This is a genomic window from Nocardia sp. NPDC050697 (assembly GCF_040654395.1).
In the GTDB taxonomy this organism is placed as follows: Bacteria; Actinomycetota; Actinomycetes; order Mycobacteriales; family Mycobacteriaceae; genus Nocardia.
In genome coordinates, this window is sequence record NZ_JBFAHY010000009.1 from 96,593 (window position 1) to 122,408 (window position 25,816).

The 25,816-nt window shown below is 73.5% G+C and carries 20 protein-coding genes; 11 read left to right on the forward strand and 9 right to left on the reverse strand.

Annotated elements, in window-relative coordinates; all coding sequences use genetic code 11:
• Positions 1-95 precede the first annotated feature (95 nt).
• Positions 96-2,858, reverse strand: a complete 2,763-nt coding sequence (locus AB0H71_RS27515) for a GNAT family N-acetyltransferase (protein WP_357026538.1) — start codon at positions 2,856-2,858, stop codon at positions 96-98.
• The gene (locus AB0H71_RS27520; RefSeq protein ID WP_357026915.1) at positions 2,851-4,086 is read right to left on the reverse strand and encodes an acetoin utilization protein AcuC; all 1,236 of its coding nucleotides are present in this window, start codon (positions 4,084-4,086) and stop codon (positions 2,851-2,853) included. The genes AB0H71_RS27515 and AB0H71_RS27520 overlap by 8 nt, the downstream gene beginning before the upstream one ends.
• A 141-nt stretch (positions 4,087-4,227) precedes the next feature.
• Between AB0H71_RS27520 and AB0H71_RS27525 the strand changes: the two genes are divergently transcribed.
• Both AB0H71_RS27525 and galE read left to right on the forward strand, forming a co-directional pair.
• The gene (locus AB0H71_RS27525; RefSeq protein ID WP_357026540.1) at positions 4,228-4,914 is read left to right on the forward strand and encodes a metal-dependent transcriptional regulator; all 687 of its coding nucleotides are present in this window, start codon (positions 4,228-4,230) and stop codon (positions 4,912-4,914) included.
• Between the two features lie 3 nt (positions 4,915-4,917).
• Positions 4,918-5,913, forward strand: coding sequence for a UDP-glucose 4-epimerase GalE (gene galE, locus AB0H71_RS27530; RefSeq protein WP_357026542.1), 996 nt, complete (start codon positions 4,918-4,920; stop codon positions 5,911-5,913).
• Positions 5,914-5,929: 16 nt separating this feature from the next.
• Here the strand turns inward: galE and AB0H71_RS27535 are convergent, their stop codons facing one another.
• On the reverse strand, positions 5,930-7,210 hold the full coding sequence (locus AB0H71_RS27535) for a DUF4192 domain-containing protein (RefSeq protein WP_357026544.1): 1,281 nt from the start codon (positions 7,208-7,210) through the stop codon (positions 5,930-5,932).
• Positions 7,211-7,430: 220 nt separating this feature from the next.
• Positions 7,431-8,147, reverse strand: coding sequence for a sensor domain-containing protein (locus AB0H71_RS27540; protein ID WP_357026546.1), 717 nt, complete (start codon positions 8,145-8,147; stop codon positions 7,431-7,433).
• A 282-nt stretch (positions 8,148-8,429) separates the two neighbouring features.
• Here AB0H71_RS27540 and AB0H71_RS27545 point away from each other — a divergent pair, with 282 nt between their 5' ends.
• From AB0H71_RS27545 to speD, 4 genes are read left to right on the forward strand one after another with little or no spacing between them, the layout of a single operon-like run.
• Positions 8,430-9,374 carry a PAC2 family protein gene (locus AB0H71_RS27545; RefSeq protein ID WP_357026548.1) on the forward strand — a complete coding sequence of 315 codons (945 nt, stop codon included), beginning with the start codon at positions 8,430-8,432 and terminating at the stop codon, positions 9,372-9,374.
• Between the two features lie 52 nt (positions 9,375-9,426).
• Complete coding sequence (locus tag AB0H71_RS27550) at positions 9,427-11,925, forward strand: DUF3516 domain-containing protein (RefSeq protein WP_357026549.1); 2,499 nt, start codon at positions 9,427-9,429, stop codon at positions 11,923-11,925.
• Positions 11,922-13,043, forward strand: coding sequence for a type III PLP-dependent enzyme (locus AB0H71_RS27555; protein WP_357026551.1), 1,122 nt, complete (start codon positions 11,922-11,924; stop codon positions 13,041-13,043). The genes AB0H71_RS27550 and AB0H71_RS27555 overlap by 4 nt, the downstream gene beginning before the upstream one ends.
• Positions 13,040-14,242 carry an adenosylmethionine decarboxylase gene (gene speD, locus AB0H71_RS27560; protein ID WP_357026553.1) on the forward strand — a complete coding sequence of 401 codons (1,203 nt, stop codon included), beginning with the start codon at positions 13,040-13,042 and terminating at the stop codon, positions 14,240-14,242. The genes AB0H71_RS27555 and speD overlap by 4 nt, the downstream gene beginning before the upstream one ends.
• Before the next feature lie 5 nt (positions 14,243-14,247).
• On the opposite strand, the gene AB0H71_RS27565 is transcribed toward speD, so the two are convergent.
• Positions 14,248-15,156 carry a LysR substrate-binding domain-containing protein gene (locus tag AB0H71_RS27565; protein WP_357026555.1) on the reverse strand — a complete coding sequence of 303 codons (909 nt, stop codon included), beginning with the start codon at positions 15,154-15,156 and terminating at the stop codon, positions 14,248-14,250.
• A 103-nt stretch (positions 15,157-15,259) separates the two neighbouring features.
• Between AB0H71_RS27565 and AB0H71_RS27570 the strand changes: the two genes are divergently transcribed.
• The 3 genes from AB0H71_RS27570 (at position 15,260) to AB0H71_RS27580 (ending at position 17,177) form a co-directional block, all read left to right on the forward strand.
• Entirely contained in the window at positions 15,260-15,847 is a 588-nt protein-coding gene (locus AB0H71_RS27570) for a peroxiredoxin (protein WP_357026557.1), read from the forward strand.
• Positions 15,848-15,886: 39 nt separating this feature from the next.
• A complete protein-coding gene (locus AB0H71_RS27575) occupies positions 15,887-16,426 on the forward strand; it encodes a carboxymuconolactone decarboxylase family protein (RefSeq protein WP_357026559.1) in 540 nt (179 codons plus the stop codon).
• Positions 16,427-16,502: 76 nt separating this feature from the next.
• Positions 16,503-17,177, forward strand: a complete 675-nt coding sequence (locus AB0H71_RS27580; RefSeq protein ID WP_357026561.1) for a PhzF family phenazine biosynthesis protein — start codon at positions 16,503-16,505, stop codon at positions 17,175-17,177.
• Here AB0H71_RS27580 and AB0H71_RS27585 read toward each other — a convergent pair whose 3' ends face one another.
• A complete protein-coding gene (locus AB0H71_RS27585) occupies positions 17,178-17,798 on the reverse strand; it encodes a Pr6Pr family membrane protein (RefSeq protein WP_357026563.1) in 621 nt (206 codons plus the stop codon).
• Between the two features lie 152 nt (positions 17,799-17,950).
• On the opposite strand from AB0H71_RS27585, the gene hrpA reads away from it, so the two are divergent.
• The gene (gene hrpA / locus AB0H71_RS27590) at positions 17,951-22,147 is read left to right on the forward strand and encodes an ATP-dependent RNA helicase HrpA (RefSeq protein WP_357026565.1); all 4,197 of its coding nucleotides are present in this window, start codon (positions 17,951-17,953) and stop codon (positions 22,145-22,147) included.
• A 104-nt stretch (positions 22,148-22,251) separates the two neighbouring features.
• On the opposite strand, the gene nrdR is transcribed toward hrpA, so the two are convergent.
• The 3 genes from nrdR to AB0H71_RS27605 form a co-directional block, all read right to left on the reverse strand.
• Positions 22,252-22,716, reverse strand: a complete 465-nt coding sequence (gene nrdR, locus AB0H71_RS27595) for a transcriptional regulator NrdR (protein ID WP_357026567.1) — start codon at positions 22,714-22,716, stop codon at positions 22,252-22,254.
• Positions 22,717-22,927: 211 nt separating this feature from the next.
• Positions 22,928-24,169 carry a hypothetical protein gene (locus AB0H71_RS27600; protein WP_357026569.1) on the reverse strand — a complete coding sequence of 414 codons (1,242 nt, stop codon included), beginning with the start codon at positions 24,167-24,169 and terminating at the stop codon, positions 22,928-22,930.
• 101 nt (positions 24,170-24,270) lie between these two features.
• A complete protein-coding gene (locus tag AB0H71_RS27605; protein ID WP_357026571.1) occupies positions 24,271-24,708 on the reverse strand; it encodes a hypothetical protein in 438 nt (145 codons plus the stop codon).
• A 412-nt stretch (positions 24,709-25,120) separates the two neighbouring features.
• On the opposite strand from AB0H71_RS27605, the gene lexA reads away from it, so the two are divergent.
• Positions 25,121-25,813, forward strand: a complete 693-nt coding sequence (lexA, locus tag AB0H71_RS27610) for a transcriptional repressor LexA (RefSeq protein WP_357026916.1) — start codon at positions 25,121-25,123, stop codon at positions 25,811-25,813.
• Positions 25,814-25,816: the final 3 nt, after the last annotated feature.

A 25,816-nucleotide genomic window follows, 5' to 3' on the forward strand; every position in this document is an offset into this window, starting at 1 on the left:
ATTGTCCGGCAAGATCGCCCGGCGCGGAGCGTTTTCCGATGTCGATCATCCGATGGACACCGCGATGCCGGATGTTCGCTCCGTACCCCGTCCGGTCAGGCCAACCGGCGCGGGCCGATATCGAACCGGCTCGGCTCCGGGCCGAAGCGCGCCCTGGCGTACAGGATCGACGCCGCCCGCGGCGCGGCCAGCACCGGATCGAAGGAGATCTCGCGCAGCTCCGGCAGGTCGTCGAAGAGCGCCGAGATGCGCTGCGCCAGCTCGACCAGCGCCGCCTTGTCCACCCGCGGGCTGGCCGGCGTGCCGGAGAGCAGCGGCGCGGCCCGCGGCGCGTCGATGAGCGCGGCCGCCTCGTCCTCGGTGAGCGGCAACGCCCGGTACGCGCGGTCGCCGAGCAGCTCGATGATGAGCCCGGAGAGCCCGAACTCCAGCACCGAGCCGAACGACGGGTCATCGGTGACCCGCAGCACGCACCCCACCCCCTTGGTCGCCATCTTCTGCACGTGCAGCACCGGGTCGCCGCAGAGCCGCACCAGGTCCGCGTAGGCCTGGCGCACCGCCTCCGGCCGCCACAGATCCAGCCGCACCCCGCTCAGGTCGGCGCGCCGCCGCCACAGCTCGCCGGTCGCCTTGGCCGCCACCGGGTAGCCGAGCTCCTCGGCCGCCGCCACCGCCTCGTCCGCGCTGCGCACCTCGCGGAACTCCACCACCTCGATGCCGTAGCAGCCGAGCAGCCGCACCGCCTCCAGGTCGGTGAGCCAGCGCCCCTCCGGCGCCCCGGCCTGCCAGCCGCGCAGCAGTTCCGCGGCCCGCTCGGCGTCGATGCCGGGCGGGCGCACCACCGCCGAGACCGGGCGGGTGCGCCAGTCCGCGTAGCGCCGCACCCGGGCCAGCGCCCTGGCCGCGCGCTCCGGATCCGGGTAGGAGGGGATGGAGCCGAGCGCCGGGATGCCGCCGTCGCCGCGGTTCGCGAGCAGGTTCGGCAGCCCCTCCTCGGCCATGAAGGTGGTGAGCAGCGGTTTCTTCGCCTCCGGGACCGCGGCGGCGGCCGAGCGGATGGCATCGGCGAAACCGGCCATGGGCAGCGGCACCGGCGGGGCGAAGACCGCGATCACCGCATCCACCTCGGCGCTGCGCAGCGCCGCCACCACCGCGTCGAAGTAGTCACCCGGCGTGGCCTGCGGGCCGAGGTCCACCGGCTCCTGCTGGTCCTCGTGGTCCACCCAGCGCTCGGTGGGCCGGGGCCGCCGGGGCCGGGTGCGGCGGTGCTCGGCGGGGCGCTGCACGCGCAGCCCCTCGCCCCTGGCGGCATCCACCGCCAGCCAGTTCAGCGCGGCGCTGTTGCCGACCACGGCGACCCGTGGCCCGGCGGGCAGCGGCTGGTAGGCGAGCAGCGCGGCGCAGTCGAAGAGCTCGGAGATGGTGTCCACCTGCACGATCCCGGCCTGCCCGAACAGGTCCCGCACGATGGAGCGGTCCATGTCGCCCTCGGGGGTGGCGCGGGCCGCGAGCCTGCCGCTGCTCACCGCGACGATCGGCTTGTGCCTGGCCACCCGGCGCGCGATCCGGTTGAACTTGCGCGGGTTGCCGAAGCTCTCCAGGTAGAGCAGCACCACATCGGTGCCGGGGTCGGTGTCCCAGTACTGCAGCAGGTCGTTGCCGGAGAGGTCGGCGCGGTTGCCCGCGGAGACGAAGGTGGAGAGCCCGAGGTTGCGCGCGGCGGCCTGGCCCAGGATGGCGACGCCGAGCGGGCCGGACTGGCAGAAGAACCCGATCCGGCCGGGGTGCGGCAGCAGCGGGGCCAGCGTCGCGTTCATCGCTACCGCCGGGTCGGTATTGGCGATACCGAGCGCGCTCGGCCCCACCACCCGCATGCCGTGGCCGCGGGCCTCGGCCACCAGGTGCCGCTCGGCGGCGACGCCGTCCTCCCCGGTCTCGCCGAACCCGGCGGTCAGCACCACCAGCCCCTTCACCCGCTTGGCGAGGCAGTCGTCGAGCACCGAGTCGATGGCGGCGGCCGGCACCGCGACCACCGCGAGGTCGACCTCGTCCGGGATGTCGCGCACGGTCGGGTAGGCGTGCACGCCGCGCACCGAGCGCCGATTCGGATTCACCGGGTACACCGGCCCCTGGAACACCCCGGCCAGCAGGTTGGCGAGCACCACGCCGCCGACCCGCCCGGTGCCCGGCGTCGCGCCGATCACCGCGATCGAGCGCGGGGCGAGCAGGTTGCCGACGCTGCGCGCCTCGGAGGCGCGCTCCCGCGCGTCGCGCACCGAGAGCAGCGCCTCGGTCGGGTCGATGGCGAACTCCAGGTGCAGCACCGAACCGTCCCGCGACCGCTCCACCTGATATCCCGCATCCCGGAAGACCGTGACCATGACGGTGTTCTCGGCCAGCACCTCGGCGACGAAGGTGGCGATGTCGTTCTCCGCGGCCGCCCCGGCGAGATGCTCCAGCAGCACCGAGCCGAGACCGCGGCCCTGGTGCTCGTCGGCCACCACGAAGGCCACCTCGGCGGCGCGCGCGCCCGCCCGCTCCAGCAGCTCGTACCGGCCGACCGCGATGATCGCCTCACCCAGCTCGCAGACCAGCCCCACCCGGTCGCGGTGGTCCACGTGCGTCGAGCGGTACAGATCCTTGGGCGAGATCCGCGGGTAGGGGCCGAAGTAGCGCAGGTACCGGCTGCGCTCGGAGAGCCTGCCGTGGAACTCCTGCAGCCGCTCCGCGTCGTCCGGGGTGATCGGCCGCACCCGCACCACGCCGCCGTCCGAGGCGAGCACGTCGGCGAACCAGTGCTGCGGCGGCGGGGGCGGCACCGCGGGCGTGCCGGGCTCGTCGGGGTACGGCTCAGTCACGGGGATCCTCCGGGTCCAGGCCGAGCAGCCCGAAGGCGGCGCGGCGGGTGGCGAGCACCGCGGTGTCGACGGCGCGGCGGGCCCGGTCGGCTCCGGCGTCGCCGGTGTCGACGGCGCCTCCCGGCCCGTCCCACGGCTGGTACGCGGTGTCGCCGCCCTCCCCCATGACCGTGGGCGGCTCCACCCGCGGCGCGACTACCCGTGCCCGCTCCCGCCACGCCTCCGGCAGCGGCGTCTCCGGCGGCAGCGGCCGGTCCAGCGCGGTGGCGAGCAGCTGGGTCCAGGCTCGGGGCACCACCCGGACCAGCCCGTACCCGCCGCCGCCGACCGCGAGCCAGCGGCCGTCGGCGTACCGGTCGGCGAGTTCCCGCATGGCCAGGAAGGCCGCCGTCTGCCCGTCGACGGTGAGCTCCAGATCGGCCAGCGGATCCTCGCGGTGCGTGTCCACCCCGCACTGGCTGATCAGGATCTGCGGCCGGAAGGCGGCCAGCGCGCCCGGCACCACGGCGTGGAAGCCGCGCAGCCAGGCCGCGTCCCTCGTCCCCGGCAGCAGCGCCAGGTTCAGCGCGGTGCCCTCGGCGGGCCCGGCGCCGACCTCGTCCGGCCAGCCGGTGCTCGGCCACAGCGTGGCCGGGTGCTGGTGGATGGAGACGGTCAGCACCCGCGGGTCACCGTAGAAGGCGCGCTGCACCCCGTCGCCGTGGTGTACGTCCACGTCGACGTAGGCGATCCGGTCGAAGCCGTGGTCGAGCAGCCAGGAAATGGCGACCGCGGCGTCGTTGTAGATACAGAAACCGGCCGCCGAGTTCGCCATCGCGTGGTGCATTCCGCCGCCGATGCTCACCGCCCTGCGGGTGCGCCCCTCGGCGATCTCCCTGGCCGCCGCGAGCGTGCCGCCGACGATCACCGACGCGGCGTCGTGCATTCCGGGAAATATCGGATTGTCGTCCGAGCCGAGCCCGAACAGCGGCGCCGCGGGACGATTCCCCGGCGGCCCGGATTCCGGCACGGCGTGTCGCACCGCGTCGATGTACTCCGGGGTGTGCACCCGCAGCAGCTCCGGCATTCCGGCGGGCTCCGGGCGCACCGTCTCGACCCCGGCGAGCAGCCCGAGTTCCCGGGCCAGCGCCATGGTGAGGTCGAGCCGCGCCGGCTTCATCGGGTGCTCCGGCGTCCAGGTGTACTCCAGGAATCGATCACTCCAGACGACCGTCGCGGAGGGCTCCATCGATTCAGTGGCCACGCTCGCAACGCTAGCGGGAAGCACGGAACACCGCGAAGCGTTGACATGCAGTAGAAATACACAGGAGTGCGTTTCCAGTGGCGTGGCCGTTCCCGGGTAGAATTCGTGTTGACGAAGGGGTGACTGGTGAAGGATCTGGTCGATACGACGGAGATGTATCTCCGTACGATTTACGACCTGGAGGAAGAGGGCGTCGTACCCCTGCGCGCCCGCATCGCGGAGCGGCTGGAACAGAGCGGCCCCACCGTCAGCCAGACGGTGGCCCGGATGGAGCGTGACGGGCTGCTGCTGGTGGCCGGCGACCGGCATCTGGAACTCACCGAGAAGGGCCGCGGCATGGCGGTCGCGGTCATGCGCAAGCACCGCCTCGCCGAGCGCCTGCTGGTCGACATCATCGGGCTGGACTGGCAGAACGTGCACGCCGAGGCCTGTCGCTGGGAGCACGTCATGAGCGAGGACGTGGAGCGCAGGCTGGTCGAGGTGCTCAACAACCCGACCACCTCGCCGTACGGCAACCCGATCCCCGGGCTGGACGAGCTCGGCGTGATTCCGGTGCACTCCGGCGACGAGCATCTGATCCGGCTCTCCGAGCTGGTGCCCGGCCAGGTGCACGCGGTCGTGGTGCGCCGCCTGGCCGAGCACATCCAGACCGACCCGGACGTCATCGGCAACCTGCGCGAGGCCGGTGTGGTGCCGGATGCGAGGGTCTCCGTGGAGAACCGCCCCGGCTCGGTGCTGATCACGGTGCCCGGCCATCAGGGCTTCGAACTGTCCGACGAGATGGCGCACGCCATCCAGGTGAGACTGGTCTGATACGTGAAACTTCTGGTCACGGGTGGCGCGGGCTACGTCGGCGGTGTCTGCGCGCAGGTCCTGCTGGAGCGCGGCCACCAGGTAGTCGTGGTGGACGATCTGTCCACCGGCAATGCCGAGGGCGTGCCCGCCGGCGCCCGCTTCGTGGAGGGCGACATCGCCACCGCGGGCGTGGAGCTGATCGGCTCGGAGAACTTCGACGGCGTGCTGCACTTCGCGGCGCAGTCGCTGGTGGGCGAGTCGGTGCAGCAGCCGGAGAAGTACTGGCACGGCAATGTGGTGAAGACGCTGACGCTGCTGGAGGCGCTGCGGCGCAGCGGAACCGGGCGGCTCGTCTTCTCCTCGACGGCGGCGGTGTACGGCGAGCCGGAGCAGGTGCCGATCACCGAGGAGGCCCCGGCCCGGCCGACGAACCCGTACGGCGCCTCGAAGCTCGCCATCGACCACGCCATCACCTCCTACGCGGTGGCGCACGGCCTGGCCGCCACCAGCCTGCGGTACTTCAACGTGGCGGGCGCCTACGGCGGCCTCGGCGAGAACCGCGTGGTGGAAACCCATCTCATCCCCCTCGTGCTCCAGGTCGCGGCCGGGCACCGGGAGTCGATCGCGGTGTACGGCACCGACTGGCCGACCCCGGACGGCACCGCTGTCCGCGACTACATCCACATCCGTGATCTCGCCGACGCGCACCTGCTCGCGCTCACCAGCTCGGAGCCGGGCACGCACCGGATCTACAACCTGGGCAGCGGCACCGGCTTCTCGGTGCGCGAGGTGATCGCGGCCGTGCGCCGGGTGACCGGGCTGGAGATCGCCGCGGTCGACGCGCCCCGGCGCGCGGGCGACCCGGCCACCCTCGTGGCGGCGAGCGAGCGCGCCATCCGCGAGCTGGGCTGGCGGCCCGAGCACAACGACCTCGACGAGATCGTCGCCGACGCCTGGGAATTCCTGCGCGGTCTCGGCTCGCGCGCGCACTCGGCCCCGGCCTCCGCCACCTCCTGACGCACTCCGCCACCGGTCATCGCCGCGGCCCCAGGTCGAGGCCGAGATCGGTGGCGGACTCGTATCCGCACAGCACCAGCCTGCGCAGCCGCGCCGGGCGCATCCCCGAGCGCAGCGAGGTCTCCAGCAGCACCGCCATCGGGTGGCCGGGCAGCGCGTCCAGCGCGACATCGAGCGCGATGCCGGCGAACGGGCCGTCGCCGCGCAGGTAGGCGCTGTAGCCGAGCAGCGCGGCGGCCTCGGCCCGGTCGGCGCCGGTGAGCGCGCGGGTGAGCAGCAGCCAGAGCCGCTCGGCGGCGCCCGCGTGCGGGCCCGCCGCGAGGGCGAACATGATGTCGCGCACCGGGCGGTCGCGCAGCGCGACCGCGATCCGGGCCAGCTCGCGCGGCTGCGGCTCCGCGCCGGACTCCAGCACCGAGACCTGCCACAGCACGAATTCGGCGGTGCGCCTGCTGTATTCGACCGGAGCGCCGCGGCGCACGGCGTCGGCGTAGTCGGCGCGGGTCGCCGCCGCGACGACCTCGAGTTCGCGCTCGACGGCGGCCGCCAGCTCCGGTGCGGCGGCCACCATGTCGGTGAGTTCGGTGCGGGAGCCGCGCAGCGGCAGCCCGGACAGCACATGGCCGAAGGCGACCGGGGAATCCGCCGGGTCGGGGAGCGTGCCGGCGGCGGCCGGATCGAGCAGGTTCCGCCACGGGGCGCCGGCGGTGAAGCCGGGCAGCGAGTAGGCGGCGCCGAGCACGAGCCCGGCCGCGCCGAGGTGCTCGGCCAGTTCGGCGACCAGCGCGCTCCCCCGCTCCGGCTGCCCGCGCTCGTCGACGACGACAGCGACGATCTGCTCGACCGGCCCCGGCCCCTGGAGATCGGCGACGCACTCGGCGACGGCATCGGCGGGCAGCGCGGCCCCGCGCTCGGTCTCCAGGTCGAACCGCACCACCGCGTCCACCCTGGCCGTGCCCCGCGGCACCGGCGGCCCGCCGCCCGGCGCGCGCAGCACCACGATCACCAGCGAGCGCTCCGGCGGGAAGCCGACCATGGCGGGCATCGAGGCCAGCAGCGCGCCGGGCTCGCCCAGGTAGACGGTGGGCGCGTCGAACGGCGGTTCGTCGCCGTCGCCGCAGTGCGACGCGGTCCGCGGCCCGCGCGGCGGCCCGGTGCGGTGCGGCCGGGCGGCCGAGCCGGCGCCCGCCGGGCGCGGCCGAGCCGAATCGGCGCCGACTACCGCGGGGGCGGCTCCCGCCGGGCGCGTCCGCGCCGGATCGGCGGCGGCCCCAGCTGGGCCGCGCAGATTCCGCACGTGCGAATCTTCGCCGAGTGGCCCCCGCGCCGCGGGGTGAGCACCACCCGGCCGCCGTGGCCGGGCGGGCGGCGGAGCCTCGCCGACGGGTTCGGGCGGGCCGGGCAGGGAGTGCGCTGGAATGGACATGCGGCCACTGTGCCCGCCCACTCACCCCGGAAGCCCGGCCCTGACCTGCGGCAAGAGAAACCCTGGGGACAACCGCCCCCCTGGGGACAACTCAGTGCTCGCGCACCCGCTCGACCGCGGTCTCGAAGAGCTCCTGCACCGGCCCCGGCTCCGGCTCGGAGCCGCCGAACACCATGCCGGTCACGGTGATGCGCACATCCCCCACCTGCCCGATCACGGTGCGCATGGTCTGGGTGAGCGCGGCGCCGCCGCGATCCGGCAGCACCGTGCGGAGCAGCGCGAGCGCGTCGTCGGGGGCGGGGCCGGCGGCGGGCGGGTCGTCGAGCAGGTCGGTGACCACGGTGGCGCCCGCGCCCGCGCGCAGCACCCGGATGCTGCCGCAGTCGTCGAGCCGGGTGCGCAGCCGGGCCAGCGGCTGATCGGTGCGGCTCAGCTCCACGGTCAGGCTGGCCCTCGACTCCTCGTCGGTGCCGACCGCGACGGCCGTCGTCCCCGGTGCGGCGCGCGCGGCGGGCGGGGTGCAGCGGGCCGGCTCGACGGTCGCGCCCGGCCCGACCCCGTCCAGATCGCCCGCCGCCTGCACCGCGGCCTCCGCGGGCAGCCGCACCGCCGGGTACCCGGCGGGGAAGGACTCCGGCGCGGGCACCAGCTCGGTCAGCTCCGCGCCGACCGGCGCGCCGATCGTGGTCTGCTCGGCCGAGCCCGGCGAACCGGGCAGCACGGCCCCGCAGCCGGCCAGCAGCACCGCCACGGCCGACAGCCAGCAGGCGGGCGGGAGGCGGTGCCGAGGCAGCGGGACGGGGGTCACACCCCCCACTCTGCAACACCCGACCGGCGTGCCGCGGCCTGCCACGCCGCGAAACGAAGGTGAGGAACGGGTGTCCCCGGGTACTCCGGCAGCAGTTCAGGGAATCCCCGGCACCATCCGGGCGTTGACCGGAGCGGGTGCGCGACGACCGGGAACGGCCCGGTACGCGGCACGAGTTCCATGAGCGACAATGGAACAGGGTTCGCAGCACGACAGGCGGGCGTGTGAGCCGGAGAGTTCCCCCGCCCCGGGTGTGGCGGATCGCGCAGGAAGGAGTACGCGATGGACAACGAGTCGCGGATGTACGAACTGGAGTTTCCCGCTCCGCAGTTGTCGGCGCCCGACGGCTCGGGGCCGGTCCTGGTGCACGGGCTGGAGGGTTTCACCGACGCCGGCCACGCCGTCCGGCTGGCCACCACGCACCTGCGGGAGAGCCTGGAGAGCGAGCTGGTGGCCTCCTTCGACGTGGACGAGCTGCTCGACTACCGCTCCCGCCGCCCGCTCATGACCTTCAAGACCGACCACTTCGCCGACTACGCCGAGCCGGAGCTGAACCTGTGGGCGCTGCGCGACACCGCCGGCACCCCGTTCCTGCTGCTCGCCGGGATGGAGCCGGATCTGCGGTGGGAGAAGTTCACCACCGCGGTGCGGCTGCTGGCCGAGCAGCTCGGGGTGCGCCGCACGGTCGGGCTGAGCGCCATTCCGATGGCGATCCCGCACACCCGCCCGCTCGGCGTCACCGCGCACTCCTCGGACCGCTCGCTGATCGGTGACCACCAGCGCTGGCCCGGCGAGCTGCAGGTGCCGGGCAGCGCCTCCTCGCTGCTGGAGTACCGGATGGGGCAGCACGGCTACGAGTCGGTCGGGTTCAGCGTGCACGTGCCGCACTACCTGTCGCAGACCGCCTACCCGGAGGCCGCGCAGACGCTGCTGGAGAACGTCGCCGACAATGCCGGGCTGACCTTCCCGCTGGCCGCGCTCGGCGAGGCCGGGGCCCGGGTCCGCGAGCAGGTGAACGAGCACATCGCCGGCAACCCCGAGGTGGAGACGGTGGTGCAGGCGCTGGAGCGACAGTACGACAGCTTCGTCACCGCCCAGGAGCGGCAGTCCAGCCTGCTGGTCGGCGAGGGCGAGCTGCCCAGCGGCGACGAGCTCGGCGCCGAGTTCGAGCGGTTCCTGGCCGAGCAGACCGGCACCGACGACGAGGACGATCCCGGCACCCGCTGAGCGCGAGGACCGCGGGCCCGCGCCGGAGCCCCCGGTGCGTAGGGTGGTCGGAGTGGATCTGACCGAGCTGCTCGACATTCCGGGCACCGACGCCGACGCGCTCTACGAGTCGTTCGGCGCCTGGGCCGCCGAGCGCGGCACGGCGCTGTATCCGGCGCAGGACGAGGCGCTGCTGGAGCTGGCCTCCGGCTCGAACGTCATCCTGGCCACCCCCACCGGGTCGGGCAAGTCGCTGGTCGCCGTCGGCGCGCACCTCTTCGCGCTCACCCGCGGGGTGCGCAGCTACTACACCGCACCGATCAAGGCGCTGGTGAGCGAGAAGTTCTTCGCGCTCTGCGAGCTGTTCGGCGCGGAGCGGGTCGGGATGGTCACCGGCGACGCCGCGGTGAACGCCGACGCCCCGATCATCTGCGCCACCGCCGAGATCCTGGCCAACCTGGCGCTGCGCGAGGGCGCGGCGGCCGAGGTGGGCCAGGTGGTGATGGACGAGTTCCACTTCTACGCCGACCCCGATCGCGGCTGGGCCTGGCAGGTACCGCTGCTGGAGCTGCCCGGCGCGCAGTTCCTGCTGATGTCGGCGACGCTCGGCGAGGTCGGCTTCTTCGCCGACGACCTGCGCCGCCGCACCGGCAACGCCACCGCCGTGGTGAGCGGCACCGAACGCCCGGTGCCGCTCACCTTCTCCTACGCCCGCACGCCGATCACCGAGACGCTGGAGGAGCTGGTCACCACGCACCAGGCCCCGGTCTACGTCGTGCACTTCACCCAGGCCGCCGCGCTGGAGCGGGCGCAGGCGCTGACCAGCGTGAATTTCGCCACCAGGGCGGAGAAGGACGCGATCGCCGCCGCCATCGGGAACTTCCGCTTCGCCGCCGGCTTCGGCCGCACCCTCTCCCGGCTCATCCGGCACGGCATCGGCGTGCACCACGCCGGAATGCTGCCCAAGTACCGCAGGCTGGTGGAGCGGCTGGCCCAGGACGGGCTGCTCAAGGTGGTCTGCGGCACCGACACGCTCGGCGTCGGGATCAACGTCCCGATCCGCACCGTGCTGCTCACCGGGCTGACCAAGTACGACGGCACCCGCACCCGGCGGCTCAAGGCCAGGGAGTTCCACCAGATCGCGGGCCGCGCCGGGCGCGCCGGCTTCGACACCATGGGCACCGTGGTGGTGCAGGCCCCCGAGCACGAGGTGGAGAACACCCGGCTGCTCGCCAAGGCGGGCGACGACCCCAAGAAGCAGCGCAAGGTACAGCGGCGCAAGCCGCCCGAGGGGTTCGTCTCCTGGAGCGAGGAGACCTTCCTGCGCCTGGTGGACGCGCAGCCCGAGCCCATGGTCTCGCGCTTCCGGGTGACGAACTCGCTGCTGCTCAATGTGATCGCGCGGCCGGGGAACTGCTTCGCCGCCATGCGGCACCTGCTGGAGGACAACCACGAGCCGCGCCCGGCGCAGCGCAGGCACATGCTGCGGGCCATCCGGCTGTACCGCGCGCTGCGCGACGCCGGGGTGGTGCAGCAGCTGGACGAGCCGGATCGGTACGGCCGGATGGCCCGGCTCACGGTGGACCTGCAGCGCGATTTCGCCCTCGACCAGCCGCTCTCACCCTTCGCGCTCGCCGCGCTCGAGCTGCTCGACCGGAACGCGCCGAGCTACACGCTGGACGTGGTCTCGCTGATCGAATCCACGCTGGAGGACCCCAGGCAGCTGCTCATGGCGCAGCAGCACAAGGCCAGGGGCGCGGCGGTGGCCGAGATGAAGGCCGACGGCATCGAGTACGAGGAGCGCATGGAGCTGCTCGAGGAGGTCACCTGGCCCAAGCCGCTGGCCGAGCTGATCGAGCCCGCCTTCGAGACCTACCGCGCCGGGCACCCGTGGGTCTCCGAGTTCGCGCCCGCGCCGAAGTCCGTGGTGCGGGACATGATCGAGCGCGCCATGACCTTCGCCGAGCTGATCTCGCACTACGAGCTGGCCCGCTCCGAGGGCGTGGTGCTGCGCTACCTGGCCGACGCCTACCGCGCGCTGCGCCGCACCGTGCCGGAGGCGGCCCGCACCGAGGAGCTCGACGACCTCACCGAGTGGCTCGGCGAGCTGGTGCGACAGGTGGATTCGAGCCTGCTGGACGAGTGGGAGCAGCTCACCGCGCCGGGCGCCGAGGCCGATCAGCAGCAGCTGGCCTACGGCGCGGAGTCGGTGCGGCCGATCACGGCCAACGAGCGCGCCTTCCGGGTGCTGGTCCGCAACGCGCTGTTCCGCCGGGTGGAGCTGGCCGCGCTGCAGCGCTGGGAAGCGCTCGCCGAGCTGGGCGCGGAGCCGGACTGGGCGACCGAGCTGGCGCCGTACTTCGCGGAGTACGGCGAGATCGGCACCGGGCCGGATGCCCGTGGCCCGCAGCTCTTCCTGGTCGAGCAGCGCCCCGAGTTCTGGCACGTCAGGCAGGTCCTGGCCGACCCGGCGGGCGACCACGGCTGGGCGATCGAGGCCGTCGTGGACCTGGCCGAGTCCGACGCCGCCGGCGAGGTGGTCTTCGACGAGGTCACGGTGGCCGCGGGGTGATCGGCGGCGTGACCTCGCCGTGCCTCGTCCTGTACCCGGTGCGCGTCACGGCGGCCTACCGCGCGCTGGGTGCGGCGCTGCCGGGAGCGCGAATCCGCTACGCGGTCAAGGCGACCCCGGTCCCCGAGGTGCTGCTGACGCTGGCCGCCGCCGGCGCGGAGTTCGACGTGGCCAGCCCGGGCGAGATCGAGCTCTGCCTCGGGCTCGGGATCGCGCCGGAGCTGCTCTGCTACGGCAATACGGTGAAGAAGGCGGCGCAGATCGCGCAGGCATACGCGCGCGGGGTGCGCCGCTACGCCTTCGACACCGCCGAGGATCTGCACCGGATCGCCGCGCACGCACCGGGTTCCGAAGTGGAGTGCCGGTTCCTGCCCGCGACGCCGCCCTCGCGCACCCCCTTCGGCAGCAAGTTCGGCTGCGCCCCCGACGAGGTGGCGCCGCTGCTGACCGAGGCCCGCGAGCTGGGGCTCGACCCCGCGGGGCCGTACTTCCACGTGGGCTCGCAGCAGACCGACCCCGCCGCCTGGCGCATCGGGCTGGAACAGGCGGGCCGGATCGCGGACAAGCTCGCGGCCGGCGGCATCCCGGTGCGCAGCGTCAATATCGGCGGCGGGCTGCCGATCTCGTACGCCGACCCCGCGCCCGCGCTCGCCGAGCTCGGGGCGGTGATCACCGCGGCGGCCCGCGACCACCTGCCGCCGGGCACCGCGCTGGTGGTCGAGCCCGGCCGGGCGCTGACCGGGGCCGCGGGCGAGCTGCACTGCGAGGTGGTGGCGGTGCGGATCGCCCCGGACGGGCGGCGCTGGGTGTACCTCGACGTCGGCCGGTACAGCGGGCTGGCCGAGACGGAGAACGAGTACATCGTGTACCGGATCGCCACCGATCGGGACGGCGATCCGGTCGCCGAGGCGGTGCTGGCCGGGCCGACCTGTGACGGCGACGATGTACTGTATCAATGCACGCGCGTCCTGCTCCCGGTCACACTGCGAGCGGGCGATCGCGTCCGAATCCTCGACACCGGCGCCTACACGGCGAGCTACGCATCGGTGTCCTTCAACGGTTTTCCGCCCCTGACGGTGCATGTCGCGGGCGCTGAGCGAGAGTGGGTGCAATCATGACGGCGGAGTTCACCGGCAGGCACGTGCTGGCCGAGTTCGGTGGCGTCGATCCCGTGCTCTGCGACGATCCCGAACGCCTGGAGGCCGCGCTGCGCGCGGCGCTGGCCGAGGCGGGCGCGACCGTCTGCGACGTGGTGCGGCGCAAGTTCGAGCCGCAGGGCGCGACGGTGCTCGCGCTGCTCGCGGAGTCGCACGCCTCGCTGCACACCTACCCGGAGTCCGGCGACATCTTCGTCGACGTCTTCACCTGCGGCAGCCTCGGCGCGGGGGCGGAGTACGCGGTGGAGCTGCTGCGCAAGGCGCTCGACCCGGCCGAGGTGCGGATGTCGACCGTGCCGCGCGGGCGCGCCGGGCAGCGGATCGAGGAGCCGCTCGCGCCGGGGCTGACCCGGGTGTGGGAGCTCTCCGAGATCGTCGTCGATACGCACACCCCCTACCAGCACATGGTGATCGCCCGGACCGAGCAGGGCATCTCGCTCTTCTCCGACGACGACCGGCAGTCCACCGAGGCGGCCCAGCTCACCTACCACGAGGCCATGATGGTGCCGGCCTTCGTGCTGGCCGAGAAGCTGGACACGGTGCTGATCATCGGCTCCGGCGAGGGCGTGGCCAGCCAGATGGCGGTGGCGGCGGGGGTGACCAGGGTGGACCACGTCGACATCGACCGGCTCGAGGTCGAGCTGTGCGCGCGGCACCTGCCCTACGGCTACACCCCGGAGGAGCTGGCGGCGGCGGAGCGCGGCGACGGCCCGATCACCGTGCACTACGCCGACGGCTGGGACTTCCTGGCCCGGGCCGCCGCGGCGGGCACCCGCTACGACATCATCGTCATCGACCTCCCCGACGAGCGGCCGGAGGAGGCGCAGCACAACCGGCTCTACGAGGCCGAGTTCCTGACCCGCTGCCGGGAGCGGCTCGCCCCCGGCGGCGTCCTCTCCGCGCAGGCCGGCTGTGCGACGCTGTGGCGCAACGAGACCCTGAAGCGGTCCTGGCAGCGCTTCCACGACCACTTCGGCACCGTGGTGCACTACGGCAGCGACGAGCACGAGTGGTCGTTCCTGTTCGGCCTGGTCGACCGGATCGGCGACCCGGTGCCCGGCATGATCGACCGGCTCACCACGCTGCCCTACCGGGCGAGCACCGTCGACGCGCGGGCGCTCTGGCGGGGCACCATCGAGCCGCGCTCGCTGCGGGGCTGAGCCGCTCAGCGCGGGCGGTACTCGCGGATGAGCGCGGCGAGCCGCTCGTAGTCGTCGCGGCGGCCGGTGGAGGAGCGGAACACCAGCCCGATGGTCCGGCCGGGCGCCGGCGTGGCGAAGCGCGCGGTGTCCAGGGTGCCGCGCGCGGTCTCCGCGGCCACCGCGGACTCCGGGATGAGCGTCACGCCGAGGCCGCCCGCCACGCACTGCACCACGGTGGCCAGCGACGCCGCCCTGGTGTCGCCGACCGAGCCGGGGTGCGCGTCCGCGGTGCGGCACAGCTCGAGGGTCTGGTCGCGCAGGCAGTGGCCCTCGTCGAGCAGCAGCAGCGGCAGTGCGTCGAGCGCGGCGGGCGGCAGGTCGGCGCGGCCGCCCAGCTCGTGCCCCGGCGGGGTGACCAGCACGAATTCCTCGGAGTAGAGCTCGATCTCGCGGACGCCGGGCGCCTCGGTGGGCAGCGCGAGCAGCGCGACGTCGAGCACGCCGGTGCGCAGCCCGTCCAGCAGCCGGGCGGTCTGATCCTCGACCACCTGCGGCCGCAGCCCCGGCATGTGCTCGCGCAGCCGGGGCAGCAGCGCGGGCAGCAGGTACGGCGCGACGGTGGGGATGATGCCGAGCCGCAGCGTGCCGCCGAGGCCGTCGCCGGTGGCCGAGGCGAGGAAGCGATCCGCCGCCTCCAGCGTCGCGCGGGCCTGCGGCAGCAGCCGCAGCCCGGCCCCGGTGACCAGCACCCGGCGTGTGCTGCGCTCGATCAGCTGCAACCCCAGGCCGTGCTCCAGCGCGGCCAGTGCCTGCGACAACGTGGGTTGACTCACACCGAGCCGGGCAGCGGCCGTGCCGAAGTGGCGGTACTCCGCGACCGCCACGAACGCACGCAGCTGTGACAGGGTGGGCTGATAAGTCTGATCAGACACGCCTATCAGTGTAGTGCGACCCATCACCTTTACCTTTAACTGGCAGCGCGGCAAGATCATCGGTGAGCTTTTCCCCGTCGAACAACCACCGAGGAGACCAAGAATGGCCCTGCTGACCATCGGCGACCAGTTCCCGGCGTACAACCTCACCGCCGTCATCGGCGGTGACCTGTCGAAGGTCGACGCTCAGCAGCCCGACGACTACTTCACTCAGGTGACCAGCGACGACCACGCCGGCAAGTGGCGCATCGTCTTCTTCTGGCCCAAGGACTTCACCTTCGTGTGCCCCACCGAGATCGCCGCCTTCGGCAGGCTGAACGAGGAGTTCGCCGACCGCGACGCGCAGGTGCTCGGCGCCTCGGTGGACAACGAGTTCGTGCACTTCCAGTGGCGGGCCCAGCACGAGGACCTCAAGACCCTGCCCTTCCCGATCCTCTCCGACCTCAAGCGCGAGCTGGCCACCGCGACCGGCGTGCTGAACGCCGACGGCGTCGCCGACCGCGCCACCTTCATCGTCGACCCGAACAACGAGATCCAGTTCGTCTCGGTCACCGCGGGTTCCGTCGGCCGGAACGTGGACGAGGTGCTGCGCGTGCTGGACGCGCTGCAATCCGACGAGCTGTGCGCCTGCAACTGGAAGAAGGGCGACCCGACCATCGACGCCGGCGAGCTGCTCTCCGCCAGCGTCTGACCGTCACCCGCCCCCGAACTACGAAAGAGGAGCTCTCGCATGAGCATTGAGAACCTGAAGAGCGCCCTGCCCGAGTACGCCAAGGACCTCAAGCTCAACCTGTCGTCCATCACCCGCAGCACCGTGCTCTCCGAGCAGCAGCTCTGGGGCACCCTGCTGGCGGCGGCGGCCGCGACCCGGTCCGCCACCACCCTGCGCGAGATCGCCGAGGAGGCCGCCGACACGCTGTCGGCCGAGGCGTACAACGCCGCGCTCGGCGCCGCCTCGATCATGGGGATGAACAACGTCTTCTACCGCGGCAGGGCGTTCCTCGGCGGCAAGTACGACGACCTGCGGGCCGGGCTGCGCATGCAGATCATCGGCAACCCCGGCGTCGCCAAGGCCGATTTCGAGCTGTGGTCGTTCGCGGTCTCCTCGATCAACGGCTGCCAGCACTGCCTGGAGGCGCACGAGCACACCCTGCGCGAGGAGGGCGTCTCCCGCGAGGTGATCTTCGAATCGCTGCGCGCGGCGGCCATCGTCGCCGGTGTCGGCCAAGCCGTGCAGTCGACCGAGGCGCTCGCCACCGCGGCGGTCTGACCTCCCGCTCTCCGGGCCCCGTCCACCGCGTGGACGGGGCCCGTTCGCGTGCGCGGCGCGGGTAGGCTGGCCCGCCATGGGCATCCGAGTGGAAGTGGTCCGCGTGTTCACCGACGCGAACGGCCGGTTCGGCAACCGGCTCGGCATCGCCCGCGCGGCCGAGGTCCCCGAGCCCGAGCGGCAGGAGCTGGCCCGGCGCGCCGGATACAGCGAGACGGTGGTGGTGGCCGAGCCGGTCGACGGCATCGCCCCGCTGCGGATCTACACCCCCGCCGTCGAGCTGCCCTTCGCCGGGCACCCCTCGGTCGGCACCGCCTGGTGGTTCCTGCACCGCGGCACCCCGGTCACCGCCCTGCGGGTGCCGGCGGGCACGGTCGCGGTGGAGAGCGCCGACGGCCTCACCTGGATCACCGCGCGAGCCGACTGGACGCCGGACTTCGTCTTCCACCGCTACTCGACCGCCGACGAGGTCACCGCGCTGGACCCGGCCGGCTTCCCCGGCGGGCCGCACTACGCGTGGGCCTGGAGCGACGAGCATCGCGGCAGCATCCGCAGCCGGATGTTCGGCCCGACCATGGGCATCACCGAGGACGAGGCGACCGGCGCCGCCGCGGTGGCGATCACCGCGCAGCTGCGCCGCGGGCTGCACATCACCCAGGGCGCGGGGTCGCACCTGTTCACCCAGTGGGATTCGGACGGCTGGGTCCGGCTCGGCGGCCGGGTCGCCGAGGACACCGTCGCCGAGCTCTGATCAGCTCCGCGCCCTCGGGTGCCTGAGCTCGCCGATCCCGGCCACCGCGGCCGCGAGCAGCACGAACACCACCGCCAGCAGCACCAGCCCGAGCGTCAGCGAGATGTACCCCTGCTGGCGCGGGTCCAGGAACGGGTACGGGTACCAATCCACCGCGGGCCCGCGCACCAGCGTGTAGACCGCGTACGCCGCGGGGTACGCCAGCCAGGCGCCGATCAGCCCGGGAGTGATCCCGAGCCGGCGCGGCACCAGGATCCAGTCGGCCAGCAGCACCAGCGGCAGGATGCGGTGCAGCACGTCGTTGATCCAGCGGTCGGTGAGCGAGACGTCGATATTGGCCAGCAGCACCGCGTACACCACGCCGGTGATCACCAGGTAGAGCGTGGCGGCGCCGCGCAGCAGCTGCCAGCGCCTGCCGTCCGGGTCGAGCACGCCGCCGACCAGCAGCACCAGCACGCCGATGACATTGGACTGGATGGTGAAGTAGCTGAAGAAGTTCCCGATCGAGAACTCCGGCACATCCAGGTTGCGCAGCGGGATCCAGAGCAGCGCCAGCACCCCGAGCGCGCCGAAGGCGACCCGGGCCGCGCGGATCCACCCGGCCGTGCCCGCAGCTGTCATGCGCCGATGATCGCACGCGCCCTGGCCCGCGGCGAACCACCGGCTAACCCTCAGCGCGCCGGGCCGGCGGCCGCCCCGGTGCTGTGCCGCTGGTCACCGGAGCGAAACGCAGGCGCGGGAACAGCACCGCCTTCGCTAGGCTGGTGACCGCAATGAGCAGTTCAACCGCCACCGGACGCCGCGAGCTCCGCACCCGCCTGGCGAACCTCTCGCTTCGCGACGAATACCGGCTGCGCCGCAGGCTGGATCGGGCCAAGGGCCCCGAGACGGCCGCGCTGGAGGCCGAGATCACCGCCGCCGAACAGCGGATCGAGGCGCGCCGCGCCGCCGTGCCCGCGATCCGGTACCCCGAGCAGCTGCCGGTCACCGCCCGGCGAGACGACATCGCCGCCGCCATCGCCGCCAACCAGGTGGTGATCGTGGCGGGCGAGACCGGCTCCGGCAAGACCACCCAGATCCCGAAGATCTGCCTGGAGCTGGGGCGCGGCATCCGCGGCACCATCGGGCACACCCAGCCGCGCCGGCTCGCCGCCCGCACCGTGGCCGAGCGGATCGCCGAGGAGCTCGGCACCGAACTCGGCGACGTCGTCGGCTACACCGTGCGCTTCACCGACCAGGCCTCGGACCGCACGCTGGTGAAGCTCATGACCGACGGCATCCTGCTGGCCGAGATCCAGCGCGACCGGATGCTGCGGCGCTACGACACGATCATCATCGACGAGGCGCACGAGCGCAGCCTCAATATCGACTTCCTGCTCGGCTACCTGGCCCAGCTGCTGCCGCGGCGCCCCGATCTCAAGATCGTGATCACCTCGGCGACCATCGACCCGGAGCTGTTCGCCCGGCACTTCGCCGCGCCCGGCGGCACCCCGGCGCCGATCGTGGAGGTGTCGGGGCGGTCGTACCCGGTGGAGATCCGGTACCGGCCGCTCGCGCTGGAGCTGCCGTCCGCGCGCGACGAGGACGACGACGAGGAATCCACCGTGGTCGACCGCGACCCGGTGGACGCCATCGGCGACGCGGTGCGCGAGCTCTTCGCCGAGGGCGACGGCGACGTGCTGGTCTTCCTCTCCGGCGAGCGCGAGATCCGCGACACCGCCGACGCGCTGCGCGAGCTGAAGCTGCCGCGCACCGAGATCCTGCCGCTCTACGCCCGGCTCTCCGCCGCCGAGCAGCACCGGGTCTTCGCCCCGCACGCCGGGCGGCGCGTCGTGCTCGCCACCAATGTCGCCGAGACCTCGCTGACCGTGCCCGGCATCCGGTACGTCATCGACCCCGGCACCGCGCGGATCTCCCGCTATTCCATGCGCACCAAGGTGCAGCGGCTGCCGATCGAGCCGGTCTCGCAGGCGTCGGCGCGGCAGCGCTCCGGGCGCTGCGGGCGCGTCGCCGACGGCATCGCCATCCGGCTCTACAGCGAGGACGACTTCGAGTCCAGGCCCGCCTTCACCGAGCCGGAGATCCTGCGCACCAACCTCGCCGCGGTCATCCTGCAGATGACCGCGCTCGGGCTCGGCGACATCGAGAGCTTCCCGTTCCTGCAGGCGCCGGATCGGCGTGCCATCCGCGACGGCATCGCGCTGCTGCAGGAGCTCGGCGCGCTCGGCGCCGCGGGCACCGACGCCGAGGCGGCGGTGCGCACCGAGGCGCAGCGGCTCGCGCTCACCGCCGTCGGGCGGGAGATGGCGCAGTTGCCGGTGGATCCGCGGATGGCGCGCATGCTGGTCGAGGCGCAGCGCACCGGGTGCCTGGCCGAGGTGCTGGTGATCGTGGCGGCGCTCTCCATCCAGGACGTGCGGGAGCGGCCGGTGGAGCAGCAGCAGGCGGCGGATGCCAAACACGCGAGGTTCGTGGTGGAGGGCTCCGACTTCCTCGCCTTCCTGAAGCTCTGGGACCACCTCGGGGAGCAGCGGAGGTCGCTCAGCGGCAATCAGTTCCGCCGCATGTGCCGCGAGGATTTCCTGCACTACCTGCGGATTCGGGAGTGGCAGGATCTGCACGGGCAGTTGCGGACCATTACACGGGGGTTGGGGTGGGGTGTCTCGGGCGAGGGTCCGGCCGAGGGCGCCGGGTCCGGGCGGCGCGGTCGCGGTCGCGCCGACGACGCGCGCGGAGGTACGGCACAAGCCGCCCGCTCCCGCGCAGGCGCTCCCGCCGATGACTCGCACGCCTCTGCGGCTGCGGCGGACGGCGCGTCGGGAGCCGGCGGCTCCCGCAGCTCCCGCCGCCGTGGCGGCCGACCGGCACGCACGCCGGAACCGGCTGCGGGCACCGCCGCGCAGGACGGCGAGACCACCTACGACGCGACCTCGATCCACCAGGCCCTGCTGGCGGGCATGCTCAGCCACCTCGGCGTCCGCGAAGCCGAATCCCGCGAGTTCCTCGGCGCCCGCAACGCCAAGTTCATGATCTTCCCCGGCTCCGCCCTCGCCAAGAAACCCCCGCGCTGGGTGATGGCCGCCGAACTGGTGGAGACCTCCCGCCTGTGGGGCCGGATGGCCGCCAAGGTGGAGCCGGAGTGGGCCGAGCGCCTCGCGGGCGACCTGGTCAAACGCACCTACTCCGAGCCGCACTGGTCCGCCAAGCGCGGCGCCGCGCAGGCGTACGAACGGGTCACCCTGTACGGCCTGCCGCTGGTCCCGCGCCGCGCCGTCGATTTCGGCCGCATCGACCCCGAGGTCTCCCGCGAACTCCTCATCCGGCACGCCCTGGTGCAGGGTGAGTGGCAGACCGGGCACGAGTTCTTCCACCGCAACCGCGCCCTGCTGGAGGACGTCGCCGACCTGGAGCACCGGGCCCGCCGCCGCGACATCCTGGTCGACGACGAGGTGCTGTTCCAGTTCTACGACGAGCGGCTGCCCGCCGACATCGTCTCGGTGCGGCACTTCGACACCTGGTGGCGCACCGCCCGCAAGGCCGACCCCGCGCTGCTCGATTTCGACACCGCGACCGTGGTGAACCAGGGCGTCGCCGCGCTGGACCCCACCGATTTCCCGGACACCTGGCGGCAGGGCGAGCTCACCTTCCCGCTGACCTACCAGTTCGAACCGGGCACCGAGGAGGACGGGCTGACCGTCCGGATCCCGGTGGAGCAGCTGGCGCACGTGCGCCCGGTCGGCTTCGACTGGCTGGTGCCCGGCATGCGCGCCGAACTCGCCACCGCCCTGATCAAGACCCTGCCGAAGTCGCTGCGGCGCAGCGTCGTCCCCGCCCCCGACTTCGCCGCCGCAGCCCTGGCCGCGCTCACCCCGCGCGCCGAACCCCTGACCACCGGGCTCGCCCGCGAGCTCTCCCGGCTCGGCTCGGTCACCGTCACCCCCCGCGACCTGGACACCGCCGCGCTCCCCCCGCACCTGCGCGCCACCTTCGCCGCGCTCGACCGTTCGGGCCGCGTGCTGGATCGGGACAAGAGCCTGAGCGCCTTGAAATCCCGGCTCGCCGAGGATGTCTCGCGCTCGGTGGCGAAGGCGACCGCGGGCGCGGAGCGCGCCCCGGCCGCGGTGTGGACCTCGGAGTCGCTCGGCACCCTGCCGCCGACGGTGCGCCGCGAGGTCGCGGGCCAGACCGTCACCGGGTATCCGGCGCTGGTGCCGGAGCCGGACGGTGTCGCGGTGCGGGTGCTGAGCTCACCCGCCGAGCAGGCCGCCGCCATGCGCGCGGGCACCCGCGCGCTGCTGCTGGCCGCGCTGCCCGGCAGCACCAAGGCGGTCACGTCCGGGCTCGCCCCCGCGGACCGCCTGGCGCTGGGCCGCAACCCCTACGGTTCGCTGGACGCCCTCGTCGAGGACTGCCGCGCCGCGGCCGCCGACGAGTTGCTCGCCGCCGAGGGCGGCCCGGTCCGGGACCCGAAGGAGTTCGAGGCCCTGGTGGCCCGGGTACGCCCGCGCTTCACCGGCACCGTCGCCGCGATCGTCCGCCTGGTCGCCCCGGTGCTCGCCGCCGCCACCGAGCTGGAGGGCGCGCTCGCCGACACCACCGAGCGCGATATCGCCGACGACGTCCGGCGCCAGCTGGCCGAGCTGGTCTTCCCCGGCTTCGTCTCCGACCACGGCCCCGCCCGCCTCCGCGAACTCCCCCGCTACCTGCGCGCCGCCACCGCCCGCCTGCACGCCCTGCCCGGCTCCGCCGTCCGCGACCGTCAGGCCATGGACCAGCTCGACCGCGTCCTCACCGCCTACGACCGCCTCCTCACCACGCTCCCCGCCCCCCGCCGCACCTCCCGTGCCGTCACCGATATCTGGTGGATGATCGAGGAGCTCCGCGTCAGCCTCTTCGCCCAGAAGCTCGGCACGCCCTACCCCGTCTCCGCCAAGCGGATCGAGAAGGCGATCGCGAGTATCCGCGGTTAGCCGCGGCCACCGTTCGGCGGACAGCCCCTGCCCGCGGCGGCTCCGCCGCGAACGGGACGCGGGAGTTCGCGGCGGCGCAGAGCGGCGACCGCTTCCGAGCCGGGTCAGTCGGCGGCGGCGACGGCGCGGGCCGCGCGCATCTGGGTGATCTCGCGTTCGAAGTCGGCGGCGGAGGTGAAGGAGCGGTAGACGGAGGCGAAGCGGAGGTAGGCGACCTCGTCGAGGTCGCGCAGCGGGCCGAGGATGGCAAGGCCGACCTCGTGGCTCGGCACCTCGGGAGATCCCTTGGCGCGCACCGCGTCCTCGACCTTCTGGGCGAGCAGGTTCAGGGCGTCGTCGTCGACTTCGCGGCCCTGGCAGGCGCGGCGGACGCCGCGGATGACCTTCTCGCGGCTGAACGGCTCGGTGACGCCGCTGCGTTTGACGACCGAGAGGATGGCGGTCTCGACGGTCGTGAAGCGCCTGCCGCACTGCGGGCAGGAGCGGCGGCGGCGGATGGCCGTGCCTTCCTCCGCCTCACGGGAGTCGACGACCCGGGAGTCGGGGTGCCTGCAGTACGGGCAATGCATCCGGGAGTCCTTCGTCCAGGCGGGTGCTCGCGGCCGGGCCGGGTTGGGAGCGCGCTGTCGCGACCCGGCGAGCACATGTGCCGGGCGCGTCCGCCGCGACACGGGGTGAACCGGCGCCACCCGGCGCGTTCACCGCTATCACTGGCAGGATACCCGGCCGGGCGCGCCGTGGGTGGGCTCCACCCCTGCTCGGCACCGGATACCGCACCGCTCACCCCCCGATCCGCCACTGGCCGGAGAGGTCGGCGAGCAGTTCGGGCAGCCGGGCGACCAGCCTGCCGCGGGACAGCTTGGCCGGGAACGGCTCGGCCAGCACCCCGGCGGCGAGCCCGGTGTCCCGCTTCAGATCGATGTGCCTGAGCACCAGGTCCTCGGTGATGTAGCGCCAGCGATCGGCCCGGTCGGCCCAGTTGAAGCCGGGCAGCGGGGTGCGCAGCACCAGGTCGCCGGCGCGCACGGTGGCGGGGGCGAAGGTGCCGGGCGCGCGCACGCCGGGGACCGCGGGCTTGGCCGCGACGGTGCTGACGTAGGTGAGCACCCGGCCGATGCCGTCCCTGGCGGCGGCGGTGGCGTCCCACTGGTCCGCGACGATGACGTTCTGTTCACGATCGGTCATCCGGTAGAGCGCGTCGATCTGGCCGGCGGTGCCGCCGGTGGCGATCCCGGCCCAGGCGGCGCGCATGGTCGCATCGATCGCCCCGGCCGCGGCCAGTTCGTCGATCCCGGCCATGCCGCGGGCCAGGTACACCTCGTGCTGCGGCACCAGGTCGATGAAGATGTGCTTCTGCATGGCCATCAGCCGGCTCTGGTACCAGCCGATGTCGCCGGCGGTGAGCCGCGGGCCGAGCGCGGCGAGCGCCCTGATGTCCGCCGGGGTGTCCTCGACCAGCTCCGGCGGGGTGCGCTCCAGCAGGTCGGCGACGGCGGTGCCGAGCGCGTGCAGCCCGGGCAGGTCGATGATCCGGCCCGCGTCGTCCATGTCGAAGAACCCGGAGGCGAAGGAGCCGCCGGCCAGCCCGGCCAGCCCGGCCCACCAGAACTCCGGGTGCGCGCCGGCCAGCCGCAGGTAGTTCACGTAGACCAGGTTGAAGGTGTGCGCGTTCACCGCGGGGCCGCGCTGCGGATCCCAGCCCGCGAGGTCGATGCGCGCATTGCCCGCGGCGACCACGAGCCAGTACTGCCGGAGCAGCGCGGTGTAGCGACGGGCAGGCACCCCGGCGGCGCGGGCCTGGTCCAGCGCGGCGCCGAGCACCGCCGGGTCGGACGGCAGCCCGGGGTGCACGCCGCCCGCGCGCTCGCCGTCCGCGTCCACCACCGGCAGGTCGAGGTAGCCGGCGTACAGCGGCGCCGCCCGGACCGGGGCGAATGCGCCGGGCAGTACCAGCAGGCAGGCGAGCAGAACGGCACGGCAGAGCAGTCCGAACGCGGGAAACTCGGTGCGGGAGCGCGTCATTGCGGATCCGCCTCTCGGTCGCGGCACCGGGTGCTCGGGAGGTGTGTGCCGCGACGATAGCAACCGGTTCCAGTTCGCGAGCAAGGTTCCGGCGAATCGCGTTACGCGCCCGGCACACTCCCCCCGGAGACCGCGACCGCCGCTGCGGCGCCCGGCATCCCGGGCTCGGGGGAGGGCGCGGAGCGCCACTGCGCGAGCAGCAGTATCCCGACCACGATCAGCGCGGTGACGAGCGCGGTGACGGCCAGCGTGGCCAGCCCGGCCCGCGCCTGCTCGACCCGGCGCAGCGGGTGCGCGCCGCGCGGCCGCGGCGGCAGCGGCCGGTGGTCGGCGACCGCACCGCGGCGCGGCCGCCCGTCGGCGGGGCGGCGCTCGTCGATCCGGCGCGGGCGCCGCCCGGCGGGGGCGGGGGCGGGGGCGCCGCGGCGCGCGACCGGCCCGGCGCGGCGGCCGGCGGGCGCCTGGCAGCCCCCGGCCCGGCCCGGCCCGGCCTGCCCGGAATCTTCCGTGCTCCTGTCGAATTCGAGCGCTGTGCTCATCGGAATTCCTCCGTGTACCGGCACCGCCGGTCGAGTTGCTGACTGTGGCTCGTCAGGGCCGTCGGGGCGACGGCGATGTTGCGCTGCTGCAACTGCCGGAACCGGCTCCGGCGTGCGGTTTCGCCGCCGCCGCTCGAACCGGTTCGCTCACATGTTCGAGAGAACGTATGTTCGATTTCTACCACGCGGAGCGGGTGCGCGCCAGCCGCGACACGGACTCGCGTCGAACAGATGTTTGATACTCGGCCCGCGGCAGTCTAGGTTTGGAGCAACACCCGGGCGCGAGGCCCGGAACGGACGCCCCGGGCGGCATCCGGGCGGGGCGCGGACAGGAAGGCGGGTTGCGGTGGGCCACAGGGACGACACGGGTGACGAGGGCGGTCCCGGTACCGATACCCGCGGCACCGACACGATCGGTGCCGAGAGTAACGGGGCGGGAGCGGATCTCACCGTGCGTCAGCGCCGGGTGCTCGACGTCATCCGGTCGTCGGTGAGCGAGCGCGGGTATCCGCCCAGCATCCGGGAGATCGGCGACGCGGTGGGGCTCACCTCCACCTCGTCGGTGGCGCACCAGCTGCGCGCCCTGGAGCGCAAGGGCTACCTCCGGCGCGATCCGAACCGCCCGCGCGCGGTCGACGTGCGCGGGCTGGACGAGGCCGTGCGCGCGGTGACGAGCCTGCCCGCGAGCGGCGCGGTCGACACCGACGAGGTGCCGGAGAGCGCCACCCCGACCCCGGCCTTCGTCCCGGTGCTGGGCCGGATCGCCGCCGGTGGCCCGATCCTGGCCGAGCAGGCGGTGGAGGATGTCTTCCCGCTGCCCAAGGAGCTGGTCGGCGAGGGCTCGCTGTTCCTGCTCAAGGTGGTCGGCCAGTCCATGGTCGACGCGGCGATCTGCGACGGCGACTGGGTGGTGGTGCGGCAGCAGAACGTCGCCGACAACGGCGATATCGTCGCCGCCATGCTGGACGGCGAGGCCACGGTGAAGACGTTCAAGCGCACCGGCACCGATGTCTGGCTGCTGCCGCACAACCCGCACTTCGAGCCGATCGCGGGCAACGACGCGCAGATCCTGGGCAAGGTCGTCACCGTCATCCGCAAGATCTGAGCC